Annotated in this window: 20 protein-coding genes, 4 tRNA genes, 3 rRNA genes and 3 pseudogenes; 14 read left to right on the plus strand and 16 right to left on the minus strand. The window is 50.3% G+C overall.

All coding sequences use genetic code 11. The annotated features are described in order from the left end of the window. Positions 1 to 59 precede the first annotated feature (59 nt). A complete protein-coding gene (locus tag HBM92_RS19350; protein ID WP_000555401.1) occupies positions 60 to 1,193 on the plus strand; it encodes an IS110-like element ISEc45 family transposase in 1,134 nt (377 codons plus the stop codon). Positions 1,194 to 1,446: 253 nt separating this feature from the next. Here HBM92_RS19350 and tnpC read toward each other — a convergent pair. From tnpC to HBM92_RS19365, 3 genes and pseudogenes are all read right to left on the minus strand, one after another. Then, positions 1,447 to 2,851: pseudogene (tnpC, locus tag HBM92_RS19355) on the minus strand (IS66 family transposase); the annotation flags it as partial. 30 nt (positions 2,852 to 2,881) lie between these two features. Beyond that, on the minus strand, positions 2,882 to 3,232 hold the full coding sequence (tnpB, locus tag HBM92_RS19360; RefSeq protein WP_000624707.1) for an IS66 family insertion sequence element accessory protein TnpB: 351 nt from the start codon (positions 3,230 to 3,232) through the stop codon (positions 2,882 to 2,884). Then, a pseudogene (locus tag HBM92_RS19365) lies at positions 3,229 to 3,520 on the minus strand (transposase). The gene tnpB and the pseudogene HBM92_RS19365 overlap by 4 nt, the downstream one beginning before the upstream one ends. Positions 3,521 to 3,561: 41 nt before the next feature. Here HBM92_RS19365 and HBM92_RS25480 point away from each other — a divergent pair. Both HBM92_RS25480 and HBM92_RS25130 read left to right on the plus strand, forming a co-directional pair. Further along, positions 3,562 to 3,756 (plus strand): DUF957 domain-containing protein, encoded by a 195-nt coding sequence (locus HBM92_RS25480; RefSeq protein WP_001313570.1) that lies wholly within the window; start codon positions 3,562 to 3,564, stop codon positions 3,754 to 3,756. An 81-nt stretch (positions 3,757 to 3,837) separates the two neighbouring features. Next, positions 3,838 to 4,695 (plus strand): annotated as a pseudogene (locus tag HBM92_RS25130) (DUF4942 domain-containing protein). Positions 4,696 to 4,815: 120 nt separating this feature from the next. Here the strand turns inward: HBM92_RS25130 and HBM92_RS19390 are convergent. Continuing rightward, positions 4,816 to 4,892: transfer RNA gene (locus tag HBM92_RS19390), tRNA-Asp, on the minus strand. 132 nt (positions 4,893 to 5,024) lie between these two features. Continuing rightward, positions 5,025 to 5,756: a DNA polymerase III subunit epsilon gene (gene dnaQ, locus HBM92_RS19395; protein ID WP_001308374.1), complete on the minus strand. Its 732-nt coding sequence runs from the start codon at positions 5,754 to 5,756 to the stop codon at positions 5,025 to 5,027. 64 nt (positions 5,757 to 5,820) lie between these two features. On the opposite strand from dnaQ, the gene rnhA reads away from it, so the two are divergent. After that, positions 5,821 to 6,288: a ribonuclease HI gene (gene rnhA, locus HBM92_RS19400; RefSeq protein ID WP_000917878.1), complete on the plus strand. Its 468-nt coding sequence runs from the start codon at positions 5,821 to 5,823 to the stop codon at positions 6,286 to 6,288. Here rnhA and HBM92_RS19405 read toward each other — a convergent pair. Then, positions 6,285 to 7,007: a class I SAM-dependent methyltransferase gene (locus HBM92_RS19405; protein WP_001295200.1), complete on the minus strand. Its 723-nt coding sequence runs from the start codon at positions 7,005 to 7,007 to the stop codon at positions 6,285 to 6,287. The two genes, rnhA and HBM92_RS19405, sit on opposite strands and share 4 nt — an antisense overlap. 33 nt (positions 7,008 to 7,040) lie before the next feature. Here HBM92_RS19405 and gloB point away from each other — a divergent pair, with 33 nt between their 5' ends. Both gloB and mltD read left to right on the plus strand, forming a co-directional pair. Further along, a complete protein-coding gene (gene gloB / locus HBM92_RS19410) occupies positions 7,041 to 7,796 on the plus strand; it encodes a hydroxyacylglutathione hydrolase (protein ID WP_001052735.1) in 756 nt (251 codons plus the stop codon). Positions 7,797 to 7,867: 71 nt separating this feature from the next. Then, complete coding sequence (gene mltD / locus HBM92_RS19415; RefSeq protein ID WP_000644685.1) at positions 7,868 to 9,226, plus strand: murein transglycosylase D; 1,359 nt, start codon at positions 7,868 to 7,870, stop codon at positions 9,224 to 9,226. 48 nt (positions 9,227 to 9,274) lie between these two features. On the opposite strand, the gene HBM92_RS19420 is transcribed toward mltD, so the two are convergent. Further along, on the minus strand, positions 9,275 to 10,045 hold the full coding sequence (locus tag HBM92_RS19420; protein ID WP_000211716.1) for a class I SAM-dependent methyltransferase: 771 nt from the start codon (positions 10,043 to 10,045) through the stop codon (positions 9,275 to 9,277). 77 nt (positions 10,046 to 10,122) lie between these two features. Then, positions 10,123 to 10,923 carry an endonuclease/exonuclease/phosphatase family protein gene (locus HBM92_RS19425; RefSeq protein ID WP_001230983.1) on the minus strand — a complete coding sequence of 267 codons (801 nt, stop codon included), beginning with the start codon at positions 10,921 to 10,923 and terminating at the stop codon, positions 10,123 to 10,125. Positions 10,924 to 11,163: 240 nt separating this feature from the next. Here HBM92_RS19425 and yafC point away from each other — a divergent pair, with 240 nt between their 5' ends. Continuing rightward, on the plus strand, positions 11,164 to 12,078 hold the full coding sequence (yafC, locus tag HBM92_RS19430) for a DNA-binding transcriptional regulator YafC (protein ID WP_000648563.1): 915 nt from the start codon (positions 11,164 to 11,166) through the stop codon (positions 12,076 to 12,078). On the opposite strand, the gene dkgB is transcribed toward yafC, so the two are convergent. The 8 genes from dkgB to gmhB form a co-directional block, all read right to left on the minus strand. Further along, entirely contained in the window at positions 12,075 to 12,878 is an 804-nt protein-coding gene (dkgB, locus tag HBM92_RS19435) for a 2,5-didehydrogluconate reductase DkgB (RefSeq protein WP_000997016.1), read from the minus strand. The two genes, yafC and dkgB, sit on opposite strands and share 4 nt — an antisense overlap. Positions 12,879 to 13,040: 162 nt before the next feature. Next, positions 13,041 to 13,117, minus strand: a tRNA-Asp gene (locus HBM92_RS19440). 54 nt (positions 13,118 to 13,171) lie between these two features. After that, positions 13,172 to 13,287: ribosomal RNA gene (rrf, locus tag HBM92_RS19445) — 5S ribosomal RNA — on the minus strand. A 95-nt stretch (positions 13,288 to 13,382) separates the two neighbouring features. Continuing rightward, positions 13,383 to 16,286, minus strand: a 23S ribosomal RNA gene (locus HBM92_RS19450). A 183-nt stretch (positions 16,287 to 16,469) separates the two neighbouring features. After that, a tRNA-Ala gene (locus HBM92_RS19455) sits at positions 16,470 to 16,545 on the minus strand. A gap of 42 nt (positions 16,546 to 16,587) precedes the next feature. Next, positions 16,588 to 16,664: transfer RNA gene (locus tag HBM92_RS19460), tRNA-Ile, on the minus strand. A gap of 68 nt (positions 16,665 to 16,732) precedes the next feature. After that, positions 16,733 to 18,274: ribosomal RNA gene (locus HBM92_RS19465) — 16S ribosomal RNA — on the minus strand. The 16S, 23S and 5S rRNA genes sit together here with 3 tRNA genes alongside, the layout of an rRNA operon. 365 nt (positions 18,275 to 18,639) lie before the next feature. After that, a complete protein-coding gene (gene gmhB / locus HBM92_RS19470) occupies positions 18,640 to 19,212 on the minus strand; it encodes a D-glycero-beta-D-manno-heptose 1,7-bisphosphate 7-phosphatase (RefSeq protein ID WP_001140167.1) in 573 nt (190 codons plus the stop codon). Between the two features lie 187 nt (positions 19,213 to 19,399). Here gmhB and metN point away from each other — a divergent pair, with 187 nt between their 5' ends. From metN to HBM92_RS19505, 7 genes are all read left to right on the plus strand, one after another. Then, positions 19,400 to 20,431: a methionine ABC transporter ATP-binding protein MetN gene (gene metN, locus HBM92_RS19475; protein WP_000593994.1), complete on the plus strand. Its 1,032-nt coding sequence runs from the start codon at positions 19,400 to 19,402 to the stop codon at positions 20,429 to 20,431. Next, a complete protein-coding gene (locus tag HBM92_RS19480) occupies positions 20,424 to 21,077 on the plus strand; it encodes a methionine ABC transporter permease MetI (RefSeq protein ID WP_001294595.1) in 654 nt (217 codons plus the stop codon). Before metN ends, HBM92_RS19480 begins: the two co-directional genes overlap by 8 nt. A 39-nt stretch (positions 21,078 to 21,116) precedes the next feature. Beyond that, on the plus strand, positions 21,117 to 21,932 hold the full coding sequence (gene metQ / locus HBM92_RS19485; protein WP_000874226.1) for a methionine ABC transporter substrate-binding lipoprotein MetQ: 816 nt from the start codon (positions 21,117 to 21,119) through the stop codon (positions 21,930 to 21,932). A gap of 117 nt (positions 21,933 to 22,049) precedes the next feature. Beyond that, entirely contained in the window at positions 22,050 to 22,454 is a 405-nt protein-coding gene (gene rcsF, locus HBM92_RS19490; RefSeq protein ID WP_001202329.1) for an Rcs stress response system protein RcsF, read from the plus strand. After that, positions 22,451 to 23,158 carry a tRNA (N6-threonylcarbamoyladenosine(37)-N6)-methyltransferase TrmO gene (gene tsaA, locus HBM92_RS19495; RefSeq protein WP_000094025.1) on the plus strand — a complete coding sequence of 236 codons (708 nt, stop codon included), beginning with the start codon at positions 22,451 to 22,453 and terminating at the stop codon, positions 23,156 to 23,158. The genes rcsF and tsaA overlap by 4 nt, the downstream gene beginning before the upstream one ends. Before the next feature lie 110 nt (positions 23,159 to 23,268). Next, positions 23,269 to 24,987: a proline--tRNA ligase gene (proS, locus tag HBM92_RS19500; protein ID WP_001260694.1), complete on the plus strand. Its 1,719-nt coding sequence runs from the start codon at positions 23,269 to 23,271 to the stop codon at positions 24,985 to 24,987. Positions 24,988 to 25,039: 52 nt separating this feature from the next. Continuing rightward, positions 25,040 to 25,864: a YaeF family permuted papain-like enzyme gene (locus HBM92_RS19505; protein WP_000360474.1), complete on the plus strand. Its 825-nt coding sequence runs from the start codon at positions 25,040 to 25,042 to the stop codon at positions 25,862 to 25,864. Positions 25,865 to 25,900: the final 36 nt, after the last annotated feature.

Here is a 25,900-nt window from a genome sequence, read left to right on the forward strand (position 1 = left end):
ATGATATGACCTTTATATACTCACTATAGCATTGGTGGGATATTCCAGAGGAGGTCATCATGCATTCGGAAAATATTGCGGCTTACGTCGGGCTGGATGTGCATAAAGAAACGTTGGCGGTTGCTATTGCTGCACCTGAACGGCTTGGCGAAGTTCGTTATTATGGTACGATTAACAACGAAGCCCAGGCTGTACGTCGATTATTTCAGAAATTGCAGGGACTTTACGGAAACATTCTTTCCTGCTATGAGGCTGGCCCCTGTGGTTTTGGGCTATATCATCAACTCACAGCGATGAATATAAAATGCCAGGTTATTGCCCCTTCCCGCATACCAAAATCACCGACAGACAGAATCAAAAATGATCATCGGGACGCAATTTCTCTCGCCAGGTTACTGCGGGCTGGAGAACTTACCCCTGTCTGGATCCCTGACCTGACTCATGAAGCTATGCGGGATCTAATCAGAGCCCGTGCAGCAGCTAAACGAGACAGCAGAGTTGCCCGACAGCGAATTCTGAGCATGCTATTGCGAACAGACAAACATTATGCAGGAAAGCACTGGACAGGAAAACATCGAACCTGGTTAGCTAATCAATCATTTAGTCAGCCATCTCAACAGATTGCTTTTCAACACTATTGTCAAAGTCTGGAGCAGATTGAAGATCGCATACTTCAACTCGACCAGGAAATATCTCGCCTGTTACCTGAGTGGTCTCTGTGCAATCTGGTCTGCCAGTTGCAGGCTCTTAAAGGTGTTGGTCAGCTAATTGCAATAACTCTGGTTGCTGAACTGGGTGATTTTTCGCGATTTTCCAATCCCAAACAGCTCATGGCTTTTCTGGGACTGGTGCCAGGTGAATATTCCAGTGGAAACAGTATTCGTCCCAGAGGAATAACAAAAGTTGGAAACAGCGAACTGAGACGTCTGCTTTACGAAGCCGCCTGGTCTTATCGTACACCTGCAAAAGTTGGGGCATGGCTTATATATTACCGACCGGACTCTGTAACACAATATTCCAAAGATATTGCATGGAAAGCTCAACAACGATTGTGTTCTCGTTACCGAAGTCTGACAGCAAAAGGGAAAAAATCACAAGTAGCCATTACGGCGGTGGCTCGTGAGTTGACTGGATTTATGTGGGATATTGCACTTGCTGCCCAATCATCATTCAGTCAGCAGAAGCAAAATTAAACCCTGAAGCAGTCAGACACGGAATGAGTGATCCTCGTAAAAGAATTCAGGGAAGCCAGAATGCGCTAATACCTGCACGTAGAAAGAGGCCAGCTCACTGCGTAAATCGTCATGGGGCTAAAATCCCCGAATAAGAGTTTGTAAAATCCAAGATACAGTCTGACTGTTTCAGGTTCTTTAATCCGCGATATAACGAAGCTCCCGGAGCTGCGTAAGGTCTTTTTGGGCTTAATATTTGACAAAGGTCATAAGAATTTTTCTTTCCGAGACAGACTGCACGAAGCGCTCTTTCCGCTGTGTTATTGTCCGCCTCCGCCAGACCGTCATCACGGTAATAACAGAGGGCGTCCCACTGATTCAGTACATAGCTGAACGCTTCGCCCAGTCTGGATTTTTTCGACAGCGTGCCATTCTTCTCCACCATCCATTCATGCAGCGACGTCAGTAACGCTTTGCTTCGCTGCTGCCTGACTGCAAGACGCTCTGACTCTGGTAATCCCCGTATTTCATCCTCGATGGCGTACAGTTCACTGATTCGCTTCAGGGCTTCTTCTGCCATCGCACTTTTGCTGCTGATGTATACATCGTGGATTTTTCTCCGGGCATGAGCACAGCACGCAACTTCTGTCAGCGCACCACCTTCGCGTTCTGCACTGAACAGCCTGTCGTAACCTGTGAACGCATCCGCCTGCAGGATACCCCGGAAGGGGCGGAGGTGTTGCTCCGGGTGTTTCCCCTGCCTGTTCGGTGAGTACGCGAACCAGACCGCCGGAGGAGATGACGAACCCGCATTGCGATCATCCCGGACATACGTCCAGATGCGCCCTGTTTTCGTCTTTTTCAGGCCCGGTGCCAGTACCTTTACCGGTGTGTCGTCAGTGTGAAGCTTGCGGGTATTCATCACATAACGATACAGGGCATCATTCAGCGGCGTCATTAACTGGCAGCACGCGTCAACCCAGTTGGAGAGTAATGCACGGCTCAGTTCGACACCCTGTCGGGCAAAGATTTCACTCTGACGATACAGTGGCAGGTGTTCGCAGTATTTTCCCGTAAACACGCGGGCAAGTAATCCGGGGCCCGCGATACCACGCTCTATCGCGGCGGGACGGCGCCGGTGCTTCAACGATGCAGTCACATTTTGTACAGGCTTTTTTTACCCGTTCTGTGCGGATCACTTTCAGAGCGCTGCTCACCAGTTCCAGTTGTTCTGCACTGACTTCCCCCAGATAATCCAGCTCACCGCCACACTCCGGGCAACAGCTTTCTTCAGACTCCAGACGGTGTATTTCACGGGGAAGGTGTGCCGGGAACGGACGACGATGGCGCGACTGCCGCAACTGGCGGGGAACCTGTGGATCGTCTTCCCGCCCACTGTAACGATCGCTGTCCTGTTCGCGTTGTTTCAGCAGGGCCTCAGCCTGTTCAACTTCACGACGCAGTTTTTCAGAACAGGTACCGAACAGCATCCGGCGCAGTTTTTCTATCTGAGCCCGCAGATGTTCTATTTCCCGTTCATCTTCTTCGATCTTTTCTTCGGCACGTGCCAGTGCAGAGCGCAGGAAGGTCTTCGTCTCTTCAACCAGACTCAGTTGCTGGTCTTTCTGACGGAGCTGGCTTTCCAGTTCTGCAATGCGAATGAGGTATTTCTGACTCATGGCCGTTTTTATAATGCGGCCAGGCATTTTTTACAACATTGTCAGTGAGTTAAGGCGGAATGTTTTTGGCTGACGCCAGTCCAGCTTATCGAGGAGCATTGCCAGTTGCGAGCGGGTAATGGATACCTTACCGTCACGCACCGCAGGCCAGATAAACTGGCCTTCCTCCAGGCGTTTGGTGAACAGGCACAGACCATCAGCATCGGCCCAGAGTATTTTAACAGTGTCACCCCGTCGGCCACGAAAGATAAACAGGTGACCTGAGAAGGGGGTCTCATCCAGCACATGTTGTACCTGTTCTCCCAGACCGTTGAAGGATTTACGCATATCGGTAACGCCGGCCACGAGCCAGATGCGGGTACCTGATGGGAGTGAGATCATCTTCCCCTCCCGGTCAGTTCACGGATCAACACCGTGAGCAGCTCTGGTGAAGGATTTCCCAGTGTCATTTTACCGTAATGGAATAGTTGGAGGCATTCTACGAGAAATACGTCCTTCTCTTTGCCAGAGACGTAGCCATTTAAAAATCAGGTTGTTATCAACGCCATGTTCCCGGGCCAGTTGTGCAACATTGGCATTTGGTTTCGAAGCCAGTTCAACCATATGAAGCTTAAATTCATTAGAAAATATCCGGCGCGTCCCAGAGCGCCAGTCTGTAGGTTTATCCATCAATAGAACTCCGTCTAATTTAGAAGGAGCTCTAATTTAGTCTGCAAGGATCAGGAGTTACAGACGGCATTGGCTTTACGCTTACGAACAATATCGACTGCGAATCGGGAATTATCTTTGACAACGATGAGGATAAAACAGATTCGGCAGTACTGTTTCCCTGGATTGAACGTGCATGTCAGGACGTTCGCGAGCTGTGTCAGTTTCAACGTCTGCAAAAGACCCGTACAGATTAACTCCCTGTCCGTACTCATTACACACATACACGTGCCAGCCCCCACCGGCTGGCGCTTTGCTTTGTATAAAGGAAATAAATAATGTCAGAACCTACTCTCACCAACCCCGAAGTATTAACCGATCATACCGATGTGATTTGCTCCACCAGTATTGAACGCATCGTCACCGGACGTAATGCGGCGCTGACACAGATTGAAGCATTGCTCCACCAGATTAACGATATTTCGACACAAACCCTCAGTATCGGCGGAAAAACCGCCCTGGACTGGGTCATGAAACAGGATTTTCGCTGTGGTTGCTGGCTTATGGAGAAGCCTGAAACAGCGATGAAAGCCATTACCCGCAATCTCGATCGCGGTAAATGGCGGGATTTAATGAAACGCTCAGGGATGCTGTCGATTATGGACGCTCAGGCCCGTAACCAGTGGTACAACAGCCTAGAAAAGGATGATATTCCGGTGGTCAGCGAAGCGAATATTCTGAGCACCTTTAAGCAACTGCATTTGAACAAGGGTGAGGTGTTTTAGCGTGGCGTCATTAACGTTTTCAAAGGATTAAGCTGGAATTTTAAGACGAATTCGCCCTGCGGGTTTGGAGCGAAAATCATTGTGACGGGACTGGTCAAATTCGACCGGTGGGGATTCGGGCTTAACCATGGCTGACAGCGTGACCGGTTAGCAGACCTTGAGCGAATGCTGATGATCCTTGACGGGAAGCCTGTTCCCGACAACCGCGCTGACGTTACCCGTCGGCTGGGAGACCATATTCATGAAAACCGGCACAGCAACCACTATGAGGATGAGATGTTTGTGATTAAGTATTTTCAGAAGGGAACTGCACAAATCGTATTCAAGCGACCTGAGCTGATTGATAAGCTGAACAACATCATCGCCCGACACCAATCCGGGAGCACTGCCAGCGAGATGAGAGGTGAGTGAGTTGTCTGAAGCTATTTCAGGTGAGCCAGTGCAAGCCGGACGGCAATGGCATACTGGATGGCATACCGAAAAAACAAGCATATAAAAGGCCATGCTAATCAACAGCATGGCCTCGAATAGTGGCGGAACGGACGGGACTCGAACCCGCGACCCCCTGCGTGACAGGCAGGTATTCTAACCGACTGAACTACCGCTCCGCGTTGTGTTCCGTTGGGAACGAGGCGAATATTACGGATTGCCTCACCCTTCGTCAACGGTTTTTCTCATCTTTTGAATCGTTTGCTGCAAAAATCGCCCAAGTCGCTATTTTTAGCGCCTTTTACAGGTATTTATGCCCGCCAGAGGCAGCTTCCGCCCTTCTTCTGCACCAGATCGAGACGGGCTTCATGTGCTGCAAGCTCTTCATCTGTCGCAAAAACAACGCGTAACTTACTTGCCTGACGCACAATGCGCTGAATTGTTGTTTCACCTTGTTGCTGTTGTGTCTCTCCTTCCATCGCAAAAGCCATCGACGTTTGACCACCGGTCATCGCCAGATAAACTTCCGCAAGGATCTGGGCATCGAGTAATGCCCCATGCAGCGTTCGTTTACTGTTATCTATTTCGTAGCGGGCACATAACGCATCGAGGCTGTTGCGTTTACCGGGAAACATTTTCCTCGCCACCGCAAGGCTATCGGTGACCTTACAGAAGGTATTGGTCTTCGGAATATCGCGCTTAAGCAACGAAAACTCGTAGTCCATAAAGCCGATATCAAACGCTGCGTTATGGATCACCAACTCCGCGCCGCGGATATAATCCATGAACTCATCGGCTACCTCGGCAAACGTGGGCTTATCGAGCAAAAATTCATCGGCAATACCATGTACGCCAAAGGCTTCCGGATCCACCAGCCGATCGGGTTTGAGATAAACATGGAAGTTATTGCCCGTCAGGCGACGGTTCACCACTTCAACGGCACCAATCTCAATGATCTTGTGGCCTTCATAGTGCGCACCAATCTGGTTCATACCGGTGGTTTCGGTATCGAGAACGATCTGGCGTGTAATTGCAGTGCTCATAGCGGTCATTTATGTCAGACTTGTCGTTTTACAGTTCGATTCAATTACAGGAAGTCTACCAGAGATGCTTAAACAGGTAGAAATTTTCACCGATGGTTCGTGTCTGGGTAATCCAGGACCTGGGGGTTACGGCGCTATTTTACGCTATCGCGGACGCGAGAAAACCTTTAGCGCTGGCTACACCCGCACCACCAACAACCGTATGGAGTTGATGGCCGCTATTGTCGCGCTGGAGGCGTTAAAAGAACATTGCGAAGTCATTTTGAGTACCGACAGCCAGTATGTCCGCCAGGGTATCACCAAGTGGATCCATAACTGGAAAAAACGTGGCTGGAAAACAGCAGACAAAAAACCAGTAAAAAATGTCGATCTCTGGCAACGTCTTGATGCTGCTCTGGGGCAGCATCAAATCAAATGGGAATGGGTTAAAGGCCATGCCGGACACCCGGAAAACGAACGCTGTGATGAACTGGCTCGTGCTGCGGCAATGAATCCCACACTGGAAGATACAGGCTATCAAGTCGAAGTTTAAGCCTGTGGTTTACGACATTGCCGGGTGGCACCAACCGCCTGGCGAATTCGCGGTTTATTCTTGCTCTGTTTCATCGGATTTAGCGTTAAAGGAATAGTCCGTTTCCGGGCAACAATAAGTTGTAAGCAACCAAGCGCAGGAATATGCGCATTCAATAGTTTTCCTCCGTGTTTGTTCCACGGAAGAACGTGGAAACGGCTGGCGTGTAGCACTTCAAAATTCAACAAAGAGAGCCAGTCCAGCTGCCGCATCAGAGTGAACATCCGGCTGTTATAGGGCGATGTTTTGCGCAATACCGGCACAAGTTTGCGTAATCCCATTAAACTGATGGGATTGAAGCCACTAATCACCAGCCAGCCATCATCAATCAGTACCCGATCGGCTTCACGCAATAAACGATGCGGATCAGTGCACCACGGCAATGTATGTGCCAGTAGACAAACATCAACGGATTTATCGGCAAAAGGAAGATGAAGTGGATCCGCCTGCACCTGGACGGGCATTCCTTGCGCAGAAACATTCACTTGATGAGAAACCGCGCACGCTTCGCAATTGATTTCTGCGCTTAAATTGCCAATCTTAAGCAGATGAAAACCATACATTTTAGTGAACCACGGGTTGAGCTGACGCTCCAGCGCCTTGCGATAAAGCTCTCCCCAGGGCAAATCGCCCCAGCAATCAGGAGCCACGACAGTTTGAGGGACTCTTGCCGGTTTCATCACAACCTTCCGTTTCACACTGAGAGGTAATCTATGAATCTTAACAGTATTCCCGCCTTTGATGACAATTACATCTGGGTTTTGAATGATGAAGCAGGTCGCTGCCTGATTGTCGATCCCGGAGACGCAGAGCCAGTATTAAACGCCATTGCCGCCAATAACTGGCAACCGGAGGCCATATTTCTCACCCACCATCACCACGATCACGTTGGCGGCGTAAAAGAACTGGTGAAAAAGTTTCCGCAAATTGTGGTGTATGGTCCACAAGAGACACAAGATAAGGGAACAACACAGGTAGTCAAAGATAGCGAAACTGCCTTCGTTTTGGGGCATGAATTTAGTGTAATTGCCACACCGGGTCACACTTTAGGACATATCTGTTACTTCAGTAAACCTTATCTATTTTGCGGCGACACGCTGTTTTCTGGTGGGTGTGGTCGGTTGTTTGAAGGGACACCATCACAAATGTATCAATCACTTAAAAAGTTAAGTGCGTTACCTGACGATACATTGGTATGTTGTGCTCATGAATATACCTTATCAAATATGAAGTTTGCTTTGAGTATTCTTCCGCACGATTTGTCCATAAATGATTATTATCGTAAAGTTAAGGAGTTACGGGCAAAAAATCAAATAACACTACCCGTAATTCTGAAAAATGAGCGGCAAATTAATGTTTTTTTAAGAACGGAAGATATTGATTTAATTAATGTAATTAATGAAGAAACATTATTGCAACAACCTGAAGAACGTTTTGCATGGTTAAGGTCAAAGAAAGATAGGTTCTGATAAAACTTTCTTGTCATCGGCTCCGTTCGCCGTTATGATCGGTCGTCTTTTAAGCAACTATTGACACACACATGAAGGCAAAAGCGATATTACTCGCCTCTGTCCTGCTCGTGGGTTGCCAGAGTACCGGCAACGTTCAACAGCACGCACAGAGCCTTTCTGCAGCTGGTCAAGGGGAAGCAGCAAAGTTTACAAGTCAGGCACGATGGATGGACGATGGGACGTCTATCGCGCCAGATGGTGACTTGTGGGCTTTCATTGGCGACGAGCTAAAGATGGGAATTCCGGAAAACGACCGGATTCGCGAACAGAAACAGAAATATTTACGCAATAAGAGCTATCTCCACGATGTAACTTTACGGGCAGAGCCGTATATGTACTGGATAGCCGGGCAAGTTAAAAAACGTAACATGCCTATGGAACTGGTACTACTACCCATAGTGGAGAGCGCTTTTGATCCTCACGCAACGTCTGGCGCCAATGCCGCGGGCATCTGGCAGATCATTCCGAGCACGGGGCGCAATTATGGTTTGAAACAGACACGCAATTATGACGCGCGTCGCGATGTTGTTGCTTCAACAACTGCCGCGCTGAACATGATGCAGCGTCTGAACAAGATGTTTGACGGCGACTGGCTTCTGACCGTAGCGGCTTATAACAGCGGCGAAGGTCGGGTCATGAAGGCAATTAAAACGAACAAAGCGCGTGGGAAATCCACGGACTTCTGGTCGTTACCGTTGCCGCAGGAAACGAAGCAGTACGTGCCTAAAATGCTGGCATTGAGTGATATTCTCAAAAACAGCAAGCGTTATGGCGTACGTCTGCCAACGACCGATGAAAGCCGTGCTCTGGCGCGTGTGCACCTGAGCAGCCCGGTTGAAATGGCGAAGGTTGCAGATATGGCGGGGATTTCCGTCAGCAAGCTGAAGACATTCAACGCAGGCGTGAAAGGCTCCACGCTGGGCGCAAGTGGTCCGCAGTACGTGATGGTGCCAAAGAAGCATGCAGATCAACTGCGTGAATCTCTGGCTTCAGGCGAAATTGCTGCTGTACAGTCGACGCTGGTTGCCGACAATACGCCGCTTAACAGCCGTGTTTACACCGTACGCTCTGGCGACACGCTTTCAAGTATCGCTTCACGTCTCGGCGTAAGCACCAAAGATTTGCAGCAGTGGAACAAACTGCGCGGATCTAAGCTGAAGCCAGGCCAAAGTTTGACGATTGGTGCAGGCAGTAGCGCACAGCGACTGGCAAACAACAGCGATAGCATTACGTATCGTGTGCGCAAAGGCGATTCGCTTTCAAGCATTGCTAAACGCCACGGCGTGAACATCAAAGATGTAATGCGCTGGAACAGCGACACTGCGAATCTGCAACCAGGCGATAAGCTGACGTTGTTTGTGAAAAACAACAACATGCCAGATTCCTGACAAACCAGATAATAAAAAAGGCACCGATTCCCCCGGTGCCTTTTTTATTTATGCCGCTTTATGTGCTTCTAGCATGATGATATCACTGGTGAAAGAGCCATCATTCTGCAAGGCAAAATACGTTTTCACCTCTGTCGATGCGCTCTGTTGGTAAATGCGAATAGCGTCTACTAACGCTTCTGGCGTACGCATTCTCGCTACCCATGAAGAAAATTCCAGCGGTAACTTATCTGTAATTAAATTATCAACTATCAGATTGGCTTCACTGATTAACGTCAACCACTCACCGCTGGCGTAGTTCCGTGTGTGAGATATATCGCGTAATGCTTCTACCGTCTGTAACCAGATGTCGCGCACTGGGTGGCCCGGAGACATTACGTCCATCACAATCAGCTTACCGCCAAGTTTCAATATCCGGTTCACTTCACGCAGTGCTGCACCAACATCATGCCAGTGATGGGCAGAATAACGGCTGATAACAATATCAAATGCGTTATCGGCAAATGGCAGGCTTTCGACATAACCCTGGCGGGTGGTGATATTTTTCAGTTGCCGGGCTTCGGCAGCTTGTGCCACGACATCCAGCATATGGGCAGATAAGTCATACGCCACCACCGTGCTCACGTTTTGCGCAGCGACAAAGCTGGCATGCCCTGCTCCGCAGCCCATATCAAGTACACTTGCATCAGGATAATCAGCCAGACGCACCGCCAGGCGCTGTAAATCTCGTCCGGATGCATGTACGGTACTGGTCAGATATTCGCTGGCTTGAGAGCTAAACTGCTTTTCTACGTGGTCATGGTGGGATTGTGTTGTCATTGCGCTGTCCTTTTGTTATTTGAGTATAAAAGGGCAGCGCCAAACGTTGGTCTGCCCTGTGGCAGACCTGACATACCTTATTTATCAGGCTTGCCGGGACTGAATTCAACGAGTAGCGGATTGTGATCGGAAGCGCGCGTAACCAGTACAGAAGCTTCGCTGACGTTCAGACCACGGTAGAAAACAAAATCGAGCGGGCGGCCAAACGCCCGACGGCGCTGATCATCAGTAAAACGCACCTGGCGCAGCGACATTTCCCGCGCAAAGCGATATAACGCGTTCATCCTTCTACGGCTCCAGGCATTGAAATCTCCCGCCATAATGACCGGGCCGCTGTGGTGAGCTATCTGATCGCCAATAGGAAGTAACTGCTTACTATAGACATCCACGCCCAGACTGAAATTGACGGCGTGTATATTAACCACCATCAACAGGCGAGTGTCAGGTAAGGGATAGACCGTCACCAGGGCCGACTTCGCCAGACGCAAAATGGGTTCTCGTTCACGTAACGGGCAGCAATACACTGGATGCGCCGCCGAAAGGGTCATTACGCCAGAAGGATGTTGTGGCAGTACGAAAGCGGGTACCTGATCGGCGGCAAGATAGTTAGCGGTCGCAAACTGTACTAACTCTGGCGTTGTCTGCGCTTCCTGCAATAACACCAGATGTGCATCTTTGCCGTAGTTCTTTAATACCGACAACCATTCAGCGCGTTGCTGTTTGTATATGTTCCACACCAGGATCCGAATACGCTCTTCGGTACTTAACGGTTCTCCAGGTGGTAATGCCTGGCCGATGCTCGCAAAAGACCCCGGCGGTAAGATCCTTTCCGCAGGTTGTCCGGCAACATAGCGCATGGCATAGGTGTTTTTTCGCACTTTTGACTTTGAAACCTCTATCACGTCAACCCTTCCGCACTCGGGAGGGTTCTACTGTTATAGGGATTTTAGCTCACTCTTTCAACGAGCAATTGTATATTGTTATGTAAGCAAGTGCTTACACCGGTCAGGATTTTGCTCATTATTGAGAACATTAAATCGGATGGCATATCTCGCATCCTGATGGTTTAATGACAAATAAATTCAAAATATCTCTTCTATTTTGCAACAGGAGCAAAAATGAAAGCCACGTCGGAAGAACTCGCCATTTTTGTTTCAGTCGTCGAAAGCGGCAGCTTTAGCCGGGCAGCGGAACAATTAGGGCAAGCAAACTCAGCGGTAAGCCGGGCGGTGAAAAAGCTGGAGATGAAACTTGGCGTTAGCCTGCTTAATCGGACCACGCGGCAACTTAGCCTGACGGAAGAAGGCGAGCGTTATTTTCGTCGCGTACAGTCAATTTTGCAGGAGATGGCAGCGGCAGAATCAGAAATTATGGAGACGCGTAATACACCGCGTGGACTGTTACGGATCGATGCCGCAACTCCAGTGGTGCTGCACTTTCTGATGCCGTTGATTAAGCCTTTTCGTGAACGCTATCCGGAAGTCACTTTATCGCTAGTCTCCTCCGAAACGATTATTAATTTGATCGAAAGAAAAGTGGATGTCGCGATACGCGCCGGTACGTTAACGGATTCCAGCTTACGTGCCAGGCCGTTATTTAACAGTTATCGAAAAATTATCGCCTCCCCCGATTATATTTCCTGCTACGGGAAGCCAGAAACGATCGACGATTTAAAGCAACATATTTGCCTGAGATTCACTGAACCCGCTTCCCTCAATACCTGGCCGATAGCCTGTAGCGATGGACAATTACATGAGGTGAAGTACGGTTTGTCATCCAATAGTGGGGAAACACTGAAACAGCTTTGCCTGAGTGGCAACGGGATTGCGTGTTTGTCCGACTACATGATCGACAAAGAAATCGCTCGCGGAGAATTGGTGGAGTTAATGGCAGATAAAGTGTTGCCAGTGGAAATGCCATTCAGTGCAGTCTATTACAGCGACCGTGCGGTAAGTACGCGCATCCGGGCTTTTATCGATTTCCTTAGCGAGCATGTAAAAACAGCTCCCGGAGGAGCTGTCAGAGAGGCTTAATCCCATTCAGGAGCCAGACCTTCCGGGCTAACCAGGCGGTCGTTGCAATCCAGTGCGGCGATCGCTTTTTTATCTTCGGCATCAAGCTGTAAATTTTGTGCCTTAAGATTACTCTCCAGGTTTTCACGTTTAGTAGAAGAAGGAATTACTGAGTAACCTTCCCCCATAGCCCACGCCAGAATCACTTGAGCCGGAGTCGCATTGTGTTTAGCTGCAATACGAGCAATAACCTTATCTTTCAGTGCATTGCCATACGCCAGAGTCATATAGGAAGTAATATGGATACCGTGCTGTTTAGCCCAGGCGACCACTTTACGGTTTTGCAGATAAGGAGAGAGTTCAATCTGGTTAGTAGCGATGTTTTCAGCGCCAACAGCAGCAATCGCTTTTTCCATCAATGGGATCGTGAAGTTGGAAATACCGATCTCACGCGTCAGCCCTTGTTTTTTGGCTTCCAGCAGCGCCTGCATAAACTCTTCAGCAGAGACTTCATCGCTTGGTGACGGCCAGTGGATTAGCGTCAGATCAACATAATCGGTACGCAATTTTTGCAGGCTCTCTTTCAGACTCGGGATCAATTTGTCTTTGCTGAGATTTTCAATCCAGATTTTAGTGGTGATGTAGAGTTCATGACGTGGCACGCCACTTTCTGCAATCGCCTGACCTACTGCGGCTTCGTTATCATAGATTTGTGCGGTATCAATTGCGCGATAATCAAGTTCAAGCGCCGTTTTCACAGATGAAATAACAACGTCGTCTTTCAGACGGAAAGTGCCTAAACCAAATGCAGGGATAGCCATAATATGCCTCTTTTAATGCTATTTTCGTTAACTGAGGTGATTATGGGCTTCAGACTGTTGTGGAAAAATGGCGTAAAACGCAGAGGATTTTTGCGATTTTGGCAATAATAGAAATACAAACGAAAAAAAACCTCGAGCGTTAACTCGAGGCTTCTTAATAAGTGGCGGAACGGACGGGACTCGAACCCGCGACCCCCTGCGTGACAGGCAGGTATTCTAACCGACTGAACTACCGCTCCACCGAATTCTTTTACAACCACCGGTTTTATGACCAGCTTACTGCTAAATTTGATGCCTGGCAGTTCCCTACTCTCGCATGGGGAGACCCCACACTACCATCGGCGCTACGGCGTTTCACTTCTGAGTTCGGCATGGGGTCAGGTGGGACCACCGCGCTAAGGCCGCCAGGCAAATTCTGTTTCATTAACCCGCTTGTCGCCGGTTAATCTAATCTGTATCAGGCTGAAAATCTTCTCTCATCCGCCAAAACATCTTCGGCGTTGTAAGGTTAAGCCTCACGGTTCATTAGTACCGGTTAGCTCAACGCATCGCTGCGCTTACACACCCGGCCTATCAACGTCGTCGTCTTCAACGTTCCTTCAGGACCCTCAAGGAGTCAGGGAGAACTCATCTCGGGGCAAGTTTCGTGCTTAGATGCTTTCAGCACTTATCTCTTCCGCATTTAGCTACCGGGCAGTGCCATTGGCATGACAACCCGAACACCAGTGATGCGTCCACTCCGGTCCTCTCGTACTAGGAGCAGCCCCCCTCAGTTCTCCAGCGCCCACGGCAGATAGGGACCGAACTGTCTCACGACGTTCTAAACCCAGCTCGCGTACCACTTTAAATGGCGAACAGCCATACCCTTGGGACCTACTTCAGCCCCAGGATGTGATGAGCCGACATCGAGGTGCCAAACACCGCCGTCGATATGAACTCTTGGGCGGTATCAGCCTGTTATCCCCGGAGTACCTTTTATCCGTTGAGCGATGGCCCTTCCATTCAGAACCACCGGATCACTATGACCTGCTTTCGCACCTGCTCGCGCCGTCACGCTCGCAGTCAAGCTGGCTTATGCCATTGCACTAACCTCCTGATGTCCGACCAGGATTAGCCAACCTTCGTGCTCCTCCGTTACTCTTTAGGAGGAGACCGCCCCAGTCAAACTACCCACCAGACACTGTCCGCAACCCGGATTACGGGCCAACGTTAGAACATCAAACATTAAAGGGTGGTATTTCAAGGTCGGCTCCATGCAGACTGGCGTCCACACTTCAAAGCCTCCCACCTATCCTACACATCAAGGCTCAATGTTCAGTGTCAAGCTATAGTAAAGGTTCACGGGGTCTTTCCGTCTTGCCGCGGGTACACTGCATCTTCACAGCGAGTTCAATTTCACTGAGTCTCGGGTGGAGACAGCCTGGCCATCATTACGCCATTCGTGCAGGTCGGAACTTACCCGACAAGGAATTTCGCTACCTTAGGACCGTTATAGTTACGGCCGCCGTTTACCGGGGCTTCGATCAAGAGCTTCGCGTTACCGCTAACCCCATCAATTAACCTTCCGGCACCGGGCAGGCGTCACACCGTATACGTCCACTTTCGTGTTTGCACAGTGCTGTGTTTTTAATAAACAGTTGCAGCCAGCTGGTATCTTCGACTGATTTCAGCTCCACGAGCAAGTCGCTTCACCTACATATCAGCGTGCCTTCTCCCGAAGTTACGGCACCATTTTGCCTAGTTCCTTCACCCGAGTTCTCTCAAGCGCCTTGGTATTCTCTACCTGACCACCTGTGTCGGTTTTGGGTACGATTTGATGTTACCTGATGCTTAGAGGCTTTTCCTGGAAGCAGGGCATTTGTCGCTTCAGCACCGTAGTGCCTCGTCATCACGCCTCAGCCTTGGTTTTCCGGATTTGCCTGGAAAACCAGCCTACACGCTTAAACCGGGACAACCGTCGCCCGGCCAACATAGCCTTCTCCGTCCCCCCTTCGCAGTAACACCAAGTACAGGAATATTAACCTGTTTCCCATCGACTACGCCTTTCGGCCTCGCCTTAGGGGTCGACTCACCCTGCCCCGATTAACGTTGGACAGGAACCCTTGGTCTTCCGGCGAGCGGGCTTTTCACCCGCTTTATCGTTACTTATGTCAGCATTCGCACTTCTGATACCTCCAGCAACCCTCACAGGCCACCTTCACAGGCTTACAGAACGCTCCCCTACCCAACAACACATAGTGTCGCTGCCGCAGCTTCGGTGCATGGTTTAGCCCCGTTACATCTTCCGCGCAGGCCGACTCGACCAGTGAGCTATTACGCTTTCTTTAAATGATGGCTGCTTCTAAGCCAACATCCTGGCTGTCTGGGCCTTCCCACATCGTTTCCCACTTAACCATGACTTTGGGACCTTAGCTGGCGGTCTGGGTTGTTTCCCTCTTCACGACGGACGTTAGCACCCGCCGTGTGTCTCCCGTGATAACATTCTCCGGTATTCGCAGTTTGCATCGGGTTGGTAAGTCGGGATGACCCCCTTGCCGAAACAGTGCTCTACCCCCGGAGATGAATTCACGAGGCGCTACCTAAATAGCTTTCGGGGAGAACCAGCTATCTCCCGGTTTGATTGGCCTTTCACCCCCAGCCACAAGTCATCCGCTAATTTTTCAACATTAGTCGGTTCGGTCCTCCAGTTAGTGTTACCCAACCTTCAACCTGCCCATGGCTAGATCACCGGGTTTCGGGTCTATACCCTGCAACTTAACGCCCAGTTAAGACTCGGTTTCCCTTCGGCTCCCCTATTCGGTTAACCTTGCTACAGAATATAAGTCGCTGACCCATTATACAAAAGGTACGCAGTCACCCCATTAAGAGGCTCCCACTGCTTGTACGTACACGGTTTCAGGTTCTTTTTCACTCCCCTCGCCGGGGTTCTTTTCGCCTTTCCCTCACGGTACTGGTTCACTATCGGTCAGTCAGGAGTATTTAGCCTTGGAGGATGGTCCCCCCATATTCAGACAGGATACCACGTGTCCCGCCCTACTCATCGAGCTCACAATATGTGCATTTTTGTGTACGGGGCTGTCACCCTGTATCGCACGCCTTTCCAGACGCTTCCACTAACACACACACTGATTCAGGCTCTGGGCTCCTCCCCGTTCGCTCGCCGCTACTGGGGGAATCTCGGTTGATTTCTTTTCCTCGGGGTACTTAGATGTTTCAGTTCCCCCGGTTCGCCTCATTAACCTATGGATTCAGTTAATGATAGTGTGTCGAAACACACTGGGTTTCCCCATTCGGAAATCGCCGGTTATAACGGTTCATATCACCTCACCGACGCTTATCGCAGATTAGCACGTCCTTCATCGCCTCTGACTGCCAGGGCATCCACCGTGTACGCTTAGTCGCTTAACCTCACAACCCGAAGATGTTTCTTGCGATTCATCATCGTGTTGCGAAAATTTGAGAGACTCACGAACAACTCTCGTTGTTCAGTGTTTCAATTTTCAGCTTGATCCAGATTTTTAAAGAGCAAAACTTCGCAGTGAACCTTTGCAGGTACACTCTGAAGTATTTTTTATTTAATCACTACAGAGATGGTGGAGCTATGCGGGATCGAACCGCAGACCTCCTGCGTGCAAAGCAGGCGCTCTCCCAGCTGAGCTATAGCCCCATAACATGTAGTTAAAACCTCTTCAAATTTGCGGTGCAAATTTGGTAGGCCTGAGTGGACTTGAACCACCGACCTCACCCTTATCAGGGGTGCGCTCTAACCACCTGAGCTACAAGCCTGTAGAGGTTTTACTGCTCATTTTCATCAGACAATCTGTGTGAGCACTGCAAAGTACGCTTCTTTAAGGTAAGGAGGTGATCCAACCGCAGGTTCCCCTACGGTTACCTTGTTACGACTTCACCCCAGTCATGAATCACAAAGTGGTAAGCGCCCTCCCGAAGGTTAAGCTACCTACTTCTTTTGCAACCCACTCCCATGGTGTGACGGGCGGTGTGTACAAGGCCCGGGAACGTATTCACCGTGGCATTCTGATCCACGATTACTAGCGATTCCGACTTCATGGAGTCGAGTTGCAGACTCCAATCCGGACTACGACGCACTTTATGAGGTCCGCTTGCTCTCGCGAGGTCGCTTCTCTTTGTATGCGCCATTGTAGCACGTGTGTAGCCCTGGTCGTAAGGGCCATGATGACTTGACGTCATCCCCACCTTCCTCCAGTTTATCACTGGCAGTCTCCTTTGAGTTCCCGGCCGGACCGCTGGCAACAAAGGATAAGGGTTGCGCTCGTTGCGGGACTTAACCCAACATTTCACAACACGAGCTGACGACAGCCATGCAGCACCTGTCTCACGGTTCCCGAAGGCACATTCTCATCTCTGAAAACTTCCGTGGATGTCAAGACCAGGTAAGGTTCTTCGCGTTGCATCGAATTAAACCACATGCTCCACCGCTTGTGCGGGCCCCCGTCAATTCATTTGAGTTTTAACCTTGCGGCCGTACTCCCCAGGCGGTCGACTTAACGCGTTAGCTCCGGAAGCCACGCCTCAAGGGCACAACCTCCAAGTCGACATCGTTTACGGCGTGGACTACCAGGGTATCTAATCCTGTTTGCTCCCCACGCTTTCGCACCTGAGCGTCAGTCTTCGTCCAGGGGGCCGCCTTCGCCACCGGTATTCCTCCAGATCTCTACGCATTTCACCGCTACACCTGGAATTCTACCCCCCTCTACGAGACTCAAGCTTGCCAGTATCAGATGCAGTTCCCAGGTTGAGCCCGGGGATTTCACATCTGACTTAACAAACCGCCTGCGTGCGCTTTACGCCCAGTAATTCCGATTAACGCTTGCACCCTCCGTATTACCGCGGCTGCTGGCACGGAGTTAGCCGGTGCTTCTTCTGCGGGTAACGTCAATGAGCAAAGGTATTAACTTTACTCCCTTCCTCCCCGCTGAAAGTACTTTACAACCCGAAGGCCTTCTTCATACACGCGGCATGGCTGCATCAGGCTTGCGCCCATTGTGCAATATTCCCCACTGCTGCCTCCCGTAGGAGTCTGGACCGTGTCTCAGTTCCAGTGTGGCTGGTCATCCTCTCAGACCAGCTAGGGATCGTCGCCTAGGTGAGCCTTTACCCCACCTACTAGCTAATCCCATCTGGGCACATCCGATGGCAAGAGGCCCGAAGGTCCCCCTCTTTGGTCTTGCGACGTTATGCGGTATTAGCTACCGTTTCCAGTAGTTATCCCCCTCCATCAGGCAGTTTCCCAGACATTACTCACCCGTCCGCCACTCGTCAGCAAAGCAGCAAGCTGCTTCCTGTTACCGTTCGACTTGCATGTGTTAGGCCTGCCGCCAGCGTTCAATCTGAGCCATGATCAAACTCTTCAATTTAAAAGTTTGATGCTCAAAGAATTAAACTTCGTAATGAATTACGTGTTCACTCCTGAGACTTGGTATTCATTTTTCGTCTTGCGACGTCAAGAATCCGTATCTTCGAGTGCCCACACAGATTGTCTGATAAATTGTTAAAGAGCAGTTGCGACGCGGCTTTCAGCTCACTGTCGCGAGGTGGCGTATATTACGCTTTCCTCTTTCAGAGTCAACCCTGAATTTCAGGATTTTTCTCTTCAACCGAACCGGCTGTTTGTGTGAAGTGATTCACATCCGCCGTGTCGATGGAGGCGCATTATAGGGAGTCGTTTCAGGAAGACAAGCGGAAAAATGCATTTTTATTTCAACCGCTCATCTTTTAATCATCACGCCGGTTTTTGCTGCTTTTTTATCGCTTGCGGCAGGTCTGCCAGACTATTTAACACCCAATCCGCCGCGTTTTCTGCTTCAGGCGTAATAGGTTTACCCGTACGCACCAGCACTTTCGTTCCCACGCTCGCCGCAGCCGCTGCCTGCATATCTTCTAATTTATCGCCCACCATATAAGAAGCGGCCATATCAATATGCAAATAATCGCGTGCTGACAAAAACATCCCCGGATGTGGTTTGCGGCAGTCGCAGACCTGGCGAAACTCTTCAACACTACCCTGCGGATGATGCGGGCAATAATAGATGCCATCCAGATCGACATCGCGGTCCGCAAGCGACCAGTCCATCCACTCGGTCAGCGTTTCAAACTGTGCTTCAGTAAATTTACCGCGAGCAATGCCAGACTGGTTGGTTACTACCACCAGCGCAAAGCCCATTTTTTTTAGCTCGCGCATGGCGTCAATAACACCGTCGATAAATTCAAAGTTGTCGATCTCATGGACATAGCCGTGATCAACATTAATGGTGCCATCACGGTCAAGAAAAATTGCGGGTACGCTCTTCGCCACCTTTTATAGCTCCTTAATAAGGCATGTGACGCTAGTATCGCATGTTTCGACCTGCAAGAAAGTGCTCTTCGCATAAACCTGATTGATTTAGACGTCTGGATGCCTTAACATCCATTTCATTGACGGCGTTGCCCGTTCCAGGCATTCGAAATGCCACGACTAACTTAATGACGATAATAAATAATCAATGATAAAACTTTCGAATATCACCAAAGTGTTCCACCAGGGCACCCGCACCATCCAGGCGTTGAACAACGTCAGCCTGCATGTGCCAGCTGGACAAATTTATGGCGTTATCGGTGCCTCAGGCGCGGGTAAGAGTACGCTTATACGTTGTGTAAACCTGCTGGAGCGCCCAACCGAGGGTAGCGTGCTGGTCGATGGCCAGGAACTGACCACGCTGTCAGAATCCGAGTTGACCAAAGCTCGTCGCCAGATTGGTATGATTTTCCAGCATTTTAACCTGCTCTCTTCGCGTACTGTTTTTGGCAACGTGGCTCTGCCGCTGGAGCTGGACAACACACCGAAAGACGAGATCAAACGTCGCGTGACGGAATTGCTGTCATTGGTTGGTCTTGGCGATAAGCATGATAGCTACCCGTCGAATCTTTCCGGTGGGCAGAAACAACGTGTGGCGATTGCCCGTGCATTAGCCAGCAATCCCAAAGTATTGCTGTGTGATGAAGCCACCAGCGCGCTGGACCCGGCAACGACACGTTCTATTCTCGAACTGCTGAAAGACATCAACCGCCGTCTGGGTTTGACGATTCTGTTGATCACTCACGAAATGGACGTTGTGAAGCGCATTTGTGATTGCGTGGCGGTCATCAGCAATGGCGAACTGATCGAGCAGGACACGGTAAGTGAAGTGTTCTCGCATCCGAAAACGCCGCTGGCGCAGAAGTTTATTCAGTCGACCCTGCATCTGGATATCCCGGAAGATTACCAGGAACGTCTGCAAGCGGAGCCATTTACTGACTGCGTGCCGATGCTGCGTCTGGAGTTTACCGGTCAATCGGTCGATGCCCCACTGCTTTCTGAAACCGCGCGTCGTTTCAACGTCAACAACAACATTATTAGCGCGCAGATGGATTACGCCGGTGGCGTTAAGTTCGGCATCATGCTGACTGAAATGCACGGCACACAACAAGATACGCAAGCCGCCATTGCCTGGCTGCAGGAACACCATGTAAAAGTAGAGGTACTGGGTTATGTCTGAGCCGATGATGTGGCTGCTGGTTCGTGGCGTATGGGAAACGCTGGCAATGACCTTCGTATCCGGTTTTTTTGGCTTTGTGATTGGTCTGCCGGTTGGCGTTCTGCTTTATGTCACGCGTCCGGGGCAAATTATTGCTAACGCGAAGTTGTATCGTACCATTTCTGCGATTGTGAACATTTTCCGTTCCATCCCGTTCATTATCTTGCTGGTATGGATGATTCCGTTTACCCGCGTTATTGTCGGTACATCGATTGGATTGCAGGCAGCGATTGTTCCGTTAACCGTTGGTGCAGCACCGTTTATTGCCCGTATGGTCGAGAACGCTCTGCTGGAGATCCCAACCGGGTTAATTGAAGCTTCCCGCGCAATGGGGGCCACGCCAATGCAGATCGTCCGTAAAGTGCTGTTACCGGAAGCGTTGCCGGGTCTGGTGAATGCGGCAACTATCACCCTGATTACCCTGGTTGGTTATTCCGCGATGGGTGGTGCAGTCGGTGCCGGTGGTTTAGGTCAGATTGGCTATCAGTATGGCTACATCGGCTACAACGCGACGGTGATGAATACGGTACTGGTATTGCTGGTCATTCTGGTTTATTTAATTCAGTTCGCAGGCGACCGCATCGTCCGGGCTGTCACTCGCAAGTAACGTTCAACACAACATAAATAATTGAAGAAGGAATAAGGTATGGCGTTCAAATTCAAAACCTTTGCGGCAGTGGGAGCCCTGATTGGATCACTGGCACTGGTAGGCTGCGGTCAGGATGAAAAAGATCCAAACCACATTAAAGTCGGCGTGATTGTTGGTGCCGAACAGCAGGTTGCAGAAGTCGCGCAGAAAGTTGCGAAAGACAAATATGGCCTGGACGTTGAGCTGGTAACCTTCAACGACTATGTTCTGCCAAACGAAGCATTGAGCAAAGGCGATATCGACGCCAACGCCTTCCAGCATAAACCGTACCTTGATCAGCAACTGAAAGATCGTGGCTACAAACTGGTCGCAGTAGGCAACACATTTGTTTATCCGATTGCTGGTTACTCCAAGAAAATCAAATCACTGGATGAACTGCAGGATGGTTCGCAGGTTGCCGTGCCAAACGACCCAACTAACCTTGGTCGTTCACTGCTGCTGCTGCAAAAAGTGGGCTTGATCAAACTGAAAGATGGCGTTGGCCTGCTGCCGACCGTTCTTGATGTTGTTGAGAACCCAAAAAATCTGAAAATTGTTGAACTGGAAGCACCGCAGCTACCGCGCTCTCTGGACGACGCGCAAATCGCTCTGGCAGTTATCAATACCACCTATGCCAGCCAGATTGGCCTGACTCCAGCGAAAGACGGTATCTTTGTCGAAGATAAAGAGTCCCCGTACGTAAACCTGATCGTAACGCGTGAAGACAACAAAGACGCCGAAAACGTGAAGAAATTCGTTCAGGCTTATCAGTCTGACGAAGTTTACGAAGCAGCAAACAAAGTGTTTAACGGCGGCGCTGTTAAAGGCTGGTAATATTTAGGCTGTTTCCACAATTTGTAATATCATTCAGGACGGGCGCTTGCCCGTCTTGTCATTTTTACAAGCGCCTGATTCAATATTGACGTTTTGATCATACATTGAGGAAATACTATGCGTGCTTTACCGATCTGTTTAGTAGCACTCATGCTAAGCGGCTGTTCCATGTTAAGCAGATCCCCTGTCGAACCCGTTCAAAGCACTGCACCCCAGCCGAAAGCGGAGCCTGCAAAACCGAAAGCGCCGCGCGCCACGCCGGTCCGAATTTATACCAATGCAGAAGAATTAGTCGGCAAACCGTTCCGCGATCTCGGTGAAGTCAGTGGCGACTCTTGCCAGGCCTCTAATCAGGACTCTCCGCCGAGCATTCCAACCGCACGTAAGCGGATGCAAATCAACGCCTCGAAAATGAAAGCCAATGCGGTATTACTGCATAGCTGCGAAGTTACCAGCGGTACGCCAGGTTGCTATCGTCAGGCTGTATGTATCGGTTCTGCGCTTAACATCACGGCGAAATGAGCAGTTTTCAGTTCGAGCAAATAGGCGTTATTCGCTCGCCCTATAAAGAAAAATTCGCCGTTCCGCGCCAGCCAGGTCTGGTAAAAAGCGCCAACGGCGAACTACATCTCATTGCTCCCTACAACCAGGCCGACGCCGTTCGCGGCCTGGAAGCATTCAGCCATTTATGGATCCTTTTCGTCTTTCATCAAACGATGGAAGGCGGCTGGCGTCCGACTGTGCGTCCGCCTCGTCTTGGCGGTAATACCAGAATGGGTGTTTTCGCTACGCGCTCCACTTTCCGCCCTAACCCGATTGGTATGTCGCTGGTAGAGCTGAAGGAGGTTGTTTGCCATAAAGACAGCGTGATTCTGAAGCTCGGCAGTCTGGATCTGGTCGATGGTACGCCGGTAGTGGATATCAAACCGTATCTCCCCTTTGCTGAATCGCTTCCCGATGCCAGTGCCAGCTATGCGCAAAGTGCGCCAGCGGCAGAAATGGCGGTGTGTTTTACCGCAGAGGTCGAAAAGCAGCTTTTGACGCTGGAGAAGCGTTATCCGCAGTTAACGCTGTTTATCCGCGAAGTACTGGCGCAGGACCCGCGCCCGGCCTATCGTAAAGGTGAGGAAACGGGCAAAACCTATGCCGTCTGGCTGCATGATTTTAACGTTCGCTGGCGCGTCACCGACGCAGGTTTTGAAGTCTTTGCGCTGGAACCGCGTTAAATTCACGCCCTTCTCTTTTGACATTTCTTTTGCACTGGTAAACTAAATCACTTTTTTTGTCCCAGGCTCGCCTTGAGCCTGTTCTACCTTCCAACTGGAACCGTAACAACATGCGTACTAGCCAATACCTGCTCTCCACTCTCAAGGAGACACCTGCCGACGCCGAGGTGATCAGCCATCAGCTGATGCTGCGCGCCGGGATGATCCGCAAGCTGGCCTCCGGGTTATATACCTGGCTGCCGACCGGCGTGCGCGTTCTGAAAAAAGTCGAAAACATCGTGCGTGAAGAGATGAACAACGCCGGTGCGATCGAGGTGTTAATGCCGGTGGTTCAGCCATCTGAACTGTGGCAAGAGAGTGGTCGTTGGGAACAGTATGGCCCGGAATTGCTGCGTATTGCTGACCGTGGTGACCGTCCGTTCGTACTCGGCCCAACTCATGAAGAAGTGATTACAGACCTGATTCGTAACGAGCTGAGCTCTTACAAACAGCTGCCGCTGAACTTCTATCAGATCCAGACCAAGTTCCGCGACGAAGTGCGTCCGCGTTTTGGCGTCATGCGTTCCCGCGAATTCCTGATGAAAGATGCTTACTCTTTCCATACTTCTCAGGAATCCCTGCAGGAAACCTACGATGCAATGTATGCGGCCTACAGCAAAATCTTCAGCCGCATGGGGCTGGATTTCCGCGCCGTACAGGCCGATACCGGTTCTATCGGCGGTAGCGCCTCTCACGAATTTCAGGTGCTGGCGCAGAGCGGTGAAGACGATGTGGTCTTCTCCGATACTTCTGACTACGCAGCGAACATTGAACTGGCAGAAGCTATCGCGCCGAAAGAACCGCGCGCTGCTGCTACCCAGGAAATGACGCTGGTTGATACGCCGAACGCGAAAACCATCGCGGAACTGGTTGAACAGTTCAATCTGCCGATTGAGAAAACGGTTAAGACTCTGCTGGTTAAAGCCGTTGAAGGCAGTAGCTTCCCGCTGGTTGCGCTGCTGGTGCGCGGTGACCACGAGCTGAACGAAGTTAAAGCAGAAAAACTGCCGCAGGTTGCCAGCCCGCTGACTTTTGCGACCGAAGAAGAAATTCGTGCCGTGGTTAAAGCCGGTCCGGGTTCACTGGGTCCGGTAAACATGCCGATTCCGGTGGTGATTGACCGTACCGTTGCGGCGATGAGTGATTTCGCTGCTGGTGCTAACATCGATGGTAAACACTACTTCGGTATCAACTGGGATCGCGATGTCGCTACTCCGGAAATTGCTGATATCCGCAACGTGGTGGCTGGCGATCCAAGCCCGGATGGTCAGGGTACGCTGCTGATCAAACGTGGTATCGAAGTCGGTCACATCTTCCAGCTGGGTACCAAGTACTCCGAAGCACTGAAAGCCTCCGTACAGGGTGAAGATGGCCGTAACCAAATCCTGACGATGGGTTGCTACGGTATCGGCGTAACGCGTGTGGTAGCTGCGGCGATTGAGCAGAACTACGACGAACGCGGCATCGTATGGCCTGACGCTATCGCGCCGTTCCAGGTGGCGATTCTGCCAATGAACATGCACAAATCCTTCCGCGTACAGGAACTTGCTGAGAAACTGTACAGCGAACTGCGCGCACAAGGTATCGAAGTGCTGCTGGATGACCGCAAAGAGCGCCCGGGCGTGATGTTTGCTGATATGGAACTGATCGGTATTCCGCACACTATTGTGCTGGGCGACCGTAACCTCGACAACGATGATATCGAATATAAATATCGTCGTAACGGCGAGAAACAGTTAATTAAGACTGGTGACATCGTCGATTATCTGGTGAAACAGATTAAAGGCTGATGCCAGAAAGGGTCCTGAATTTCGGGGCCCTTTTTTACATGGATTGTATAAAATGGATAAACCAAAGGCGTACTGCCGCCTGCTTCTCCCCTGCTTTCTTTTACTTTCGTCCTGTACCGTTGATATCAGCCAGCCAGACTCATCAGCCACAGTGGTAAATGCCGAGGCGAAAACATGGGCTGTTAAATTCCAGCATCAAAGCTCTTTCACCGAACAATCAATAAAAGAAATAACGGAACCAGATCTCAAACCCGGCGATTTGCTTTTCTCCTCAAGCCTTGGGGTAACCTCATTTGGTATCCGCGTATTCAGCACTTCCTCTGTGAGTCACGTTGCAATCTATTTGGGAGATAACAACGTTGCCGAAGCGACAGGCGCTGGCGTCCAGATTGTTTCCCTTAAAAAAGCCATGAAGCATAGTGATAAGCTTTTCGTCTTACGAGTCCCGGACCTTACCCCGCAACAAGCCACAGAAATCACCGCGTTCGCCAATAAAATCAAAGATAGCGGTTATAACTATCGCGGCATTGTCGAATTTATTCCATTTATGGTGATTCGCCAGATGTGCTCACTAAATCCGTTCTCCGAGGATTTTCGTCAACAGTGCGTCAGCGGCCTGGCGAAAGCGCAGTTAAGCAGTGTGGGCGAAGGAGACAAAAAGTCGTGGTTTTGTTCGGAATTTGTCACTGATGCATTTGCCAAAGCCGGGCATCCGCTTACGCTGGCGCAATCAGGCTGGATTAGCCCTGCCGATCTGATGCATATGCGTAGTGGTGATGTCTCTGCATTTAAACCAGAAACGCAGTTACAGTATATTGGGCACCTGAAGCCAGGGATTTATATTAAAGCAAGTCGCTTTGTTGGACTGACTCAGTGATAAAAGCCAGCCTCGTGCGCAAAATGCCGGATGCGG

The organism is Escherichia sp. E.sYA108, from assembly GCF_011754335.1.
In the GTDB taxonomy this organism is placed as follows: domain Bacteria; phylum Pseudomonadota; class Gammaproteobacteria; order Enterobacterales; family Enterobacteriaceae; genus Escherichia; species Escherichia coli.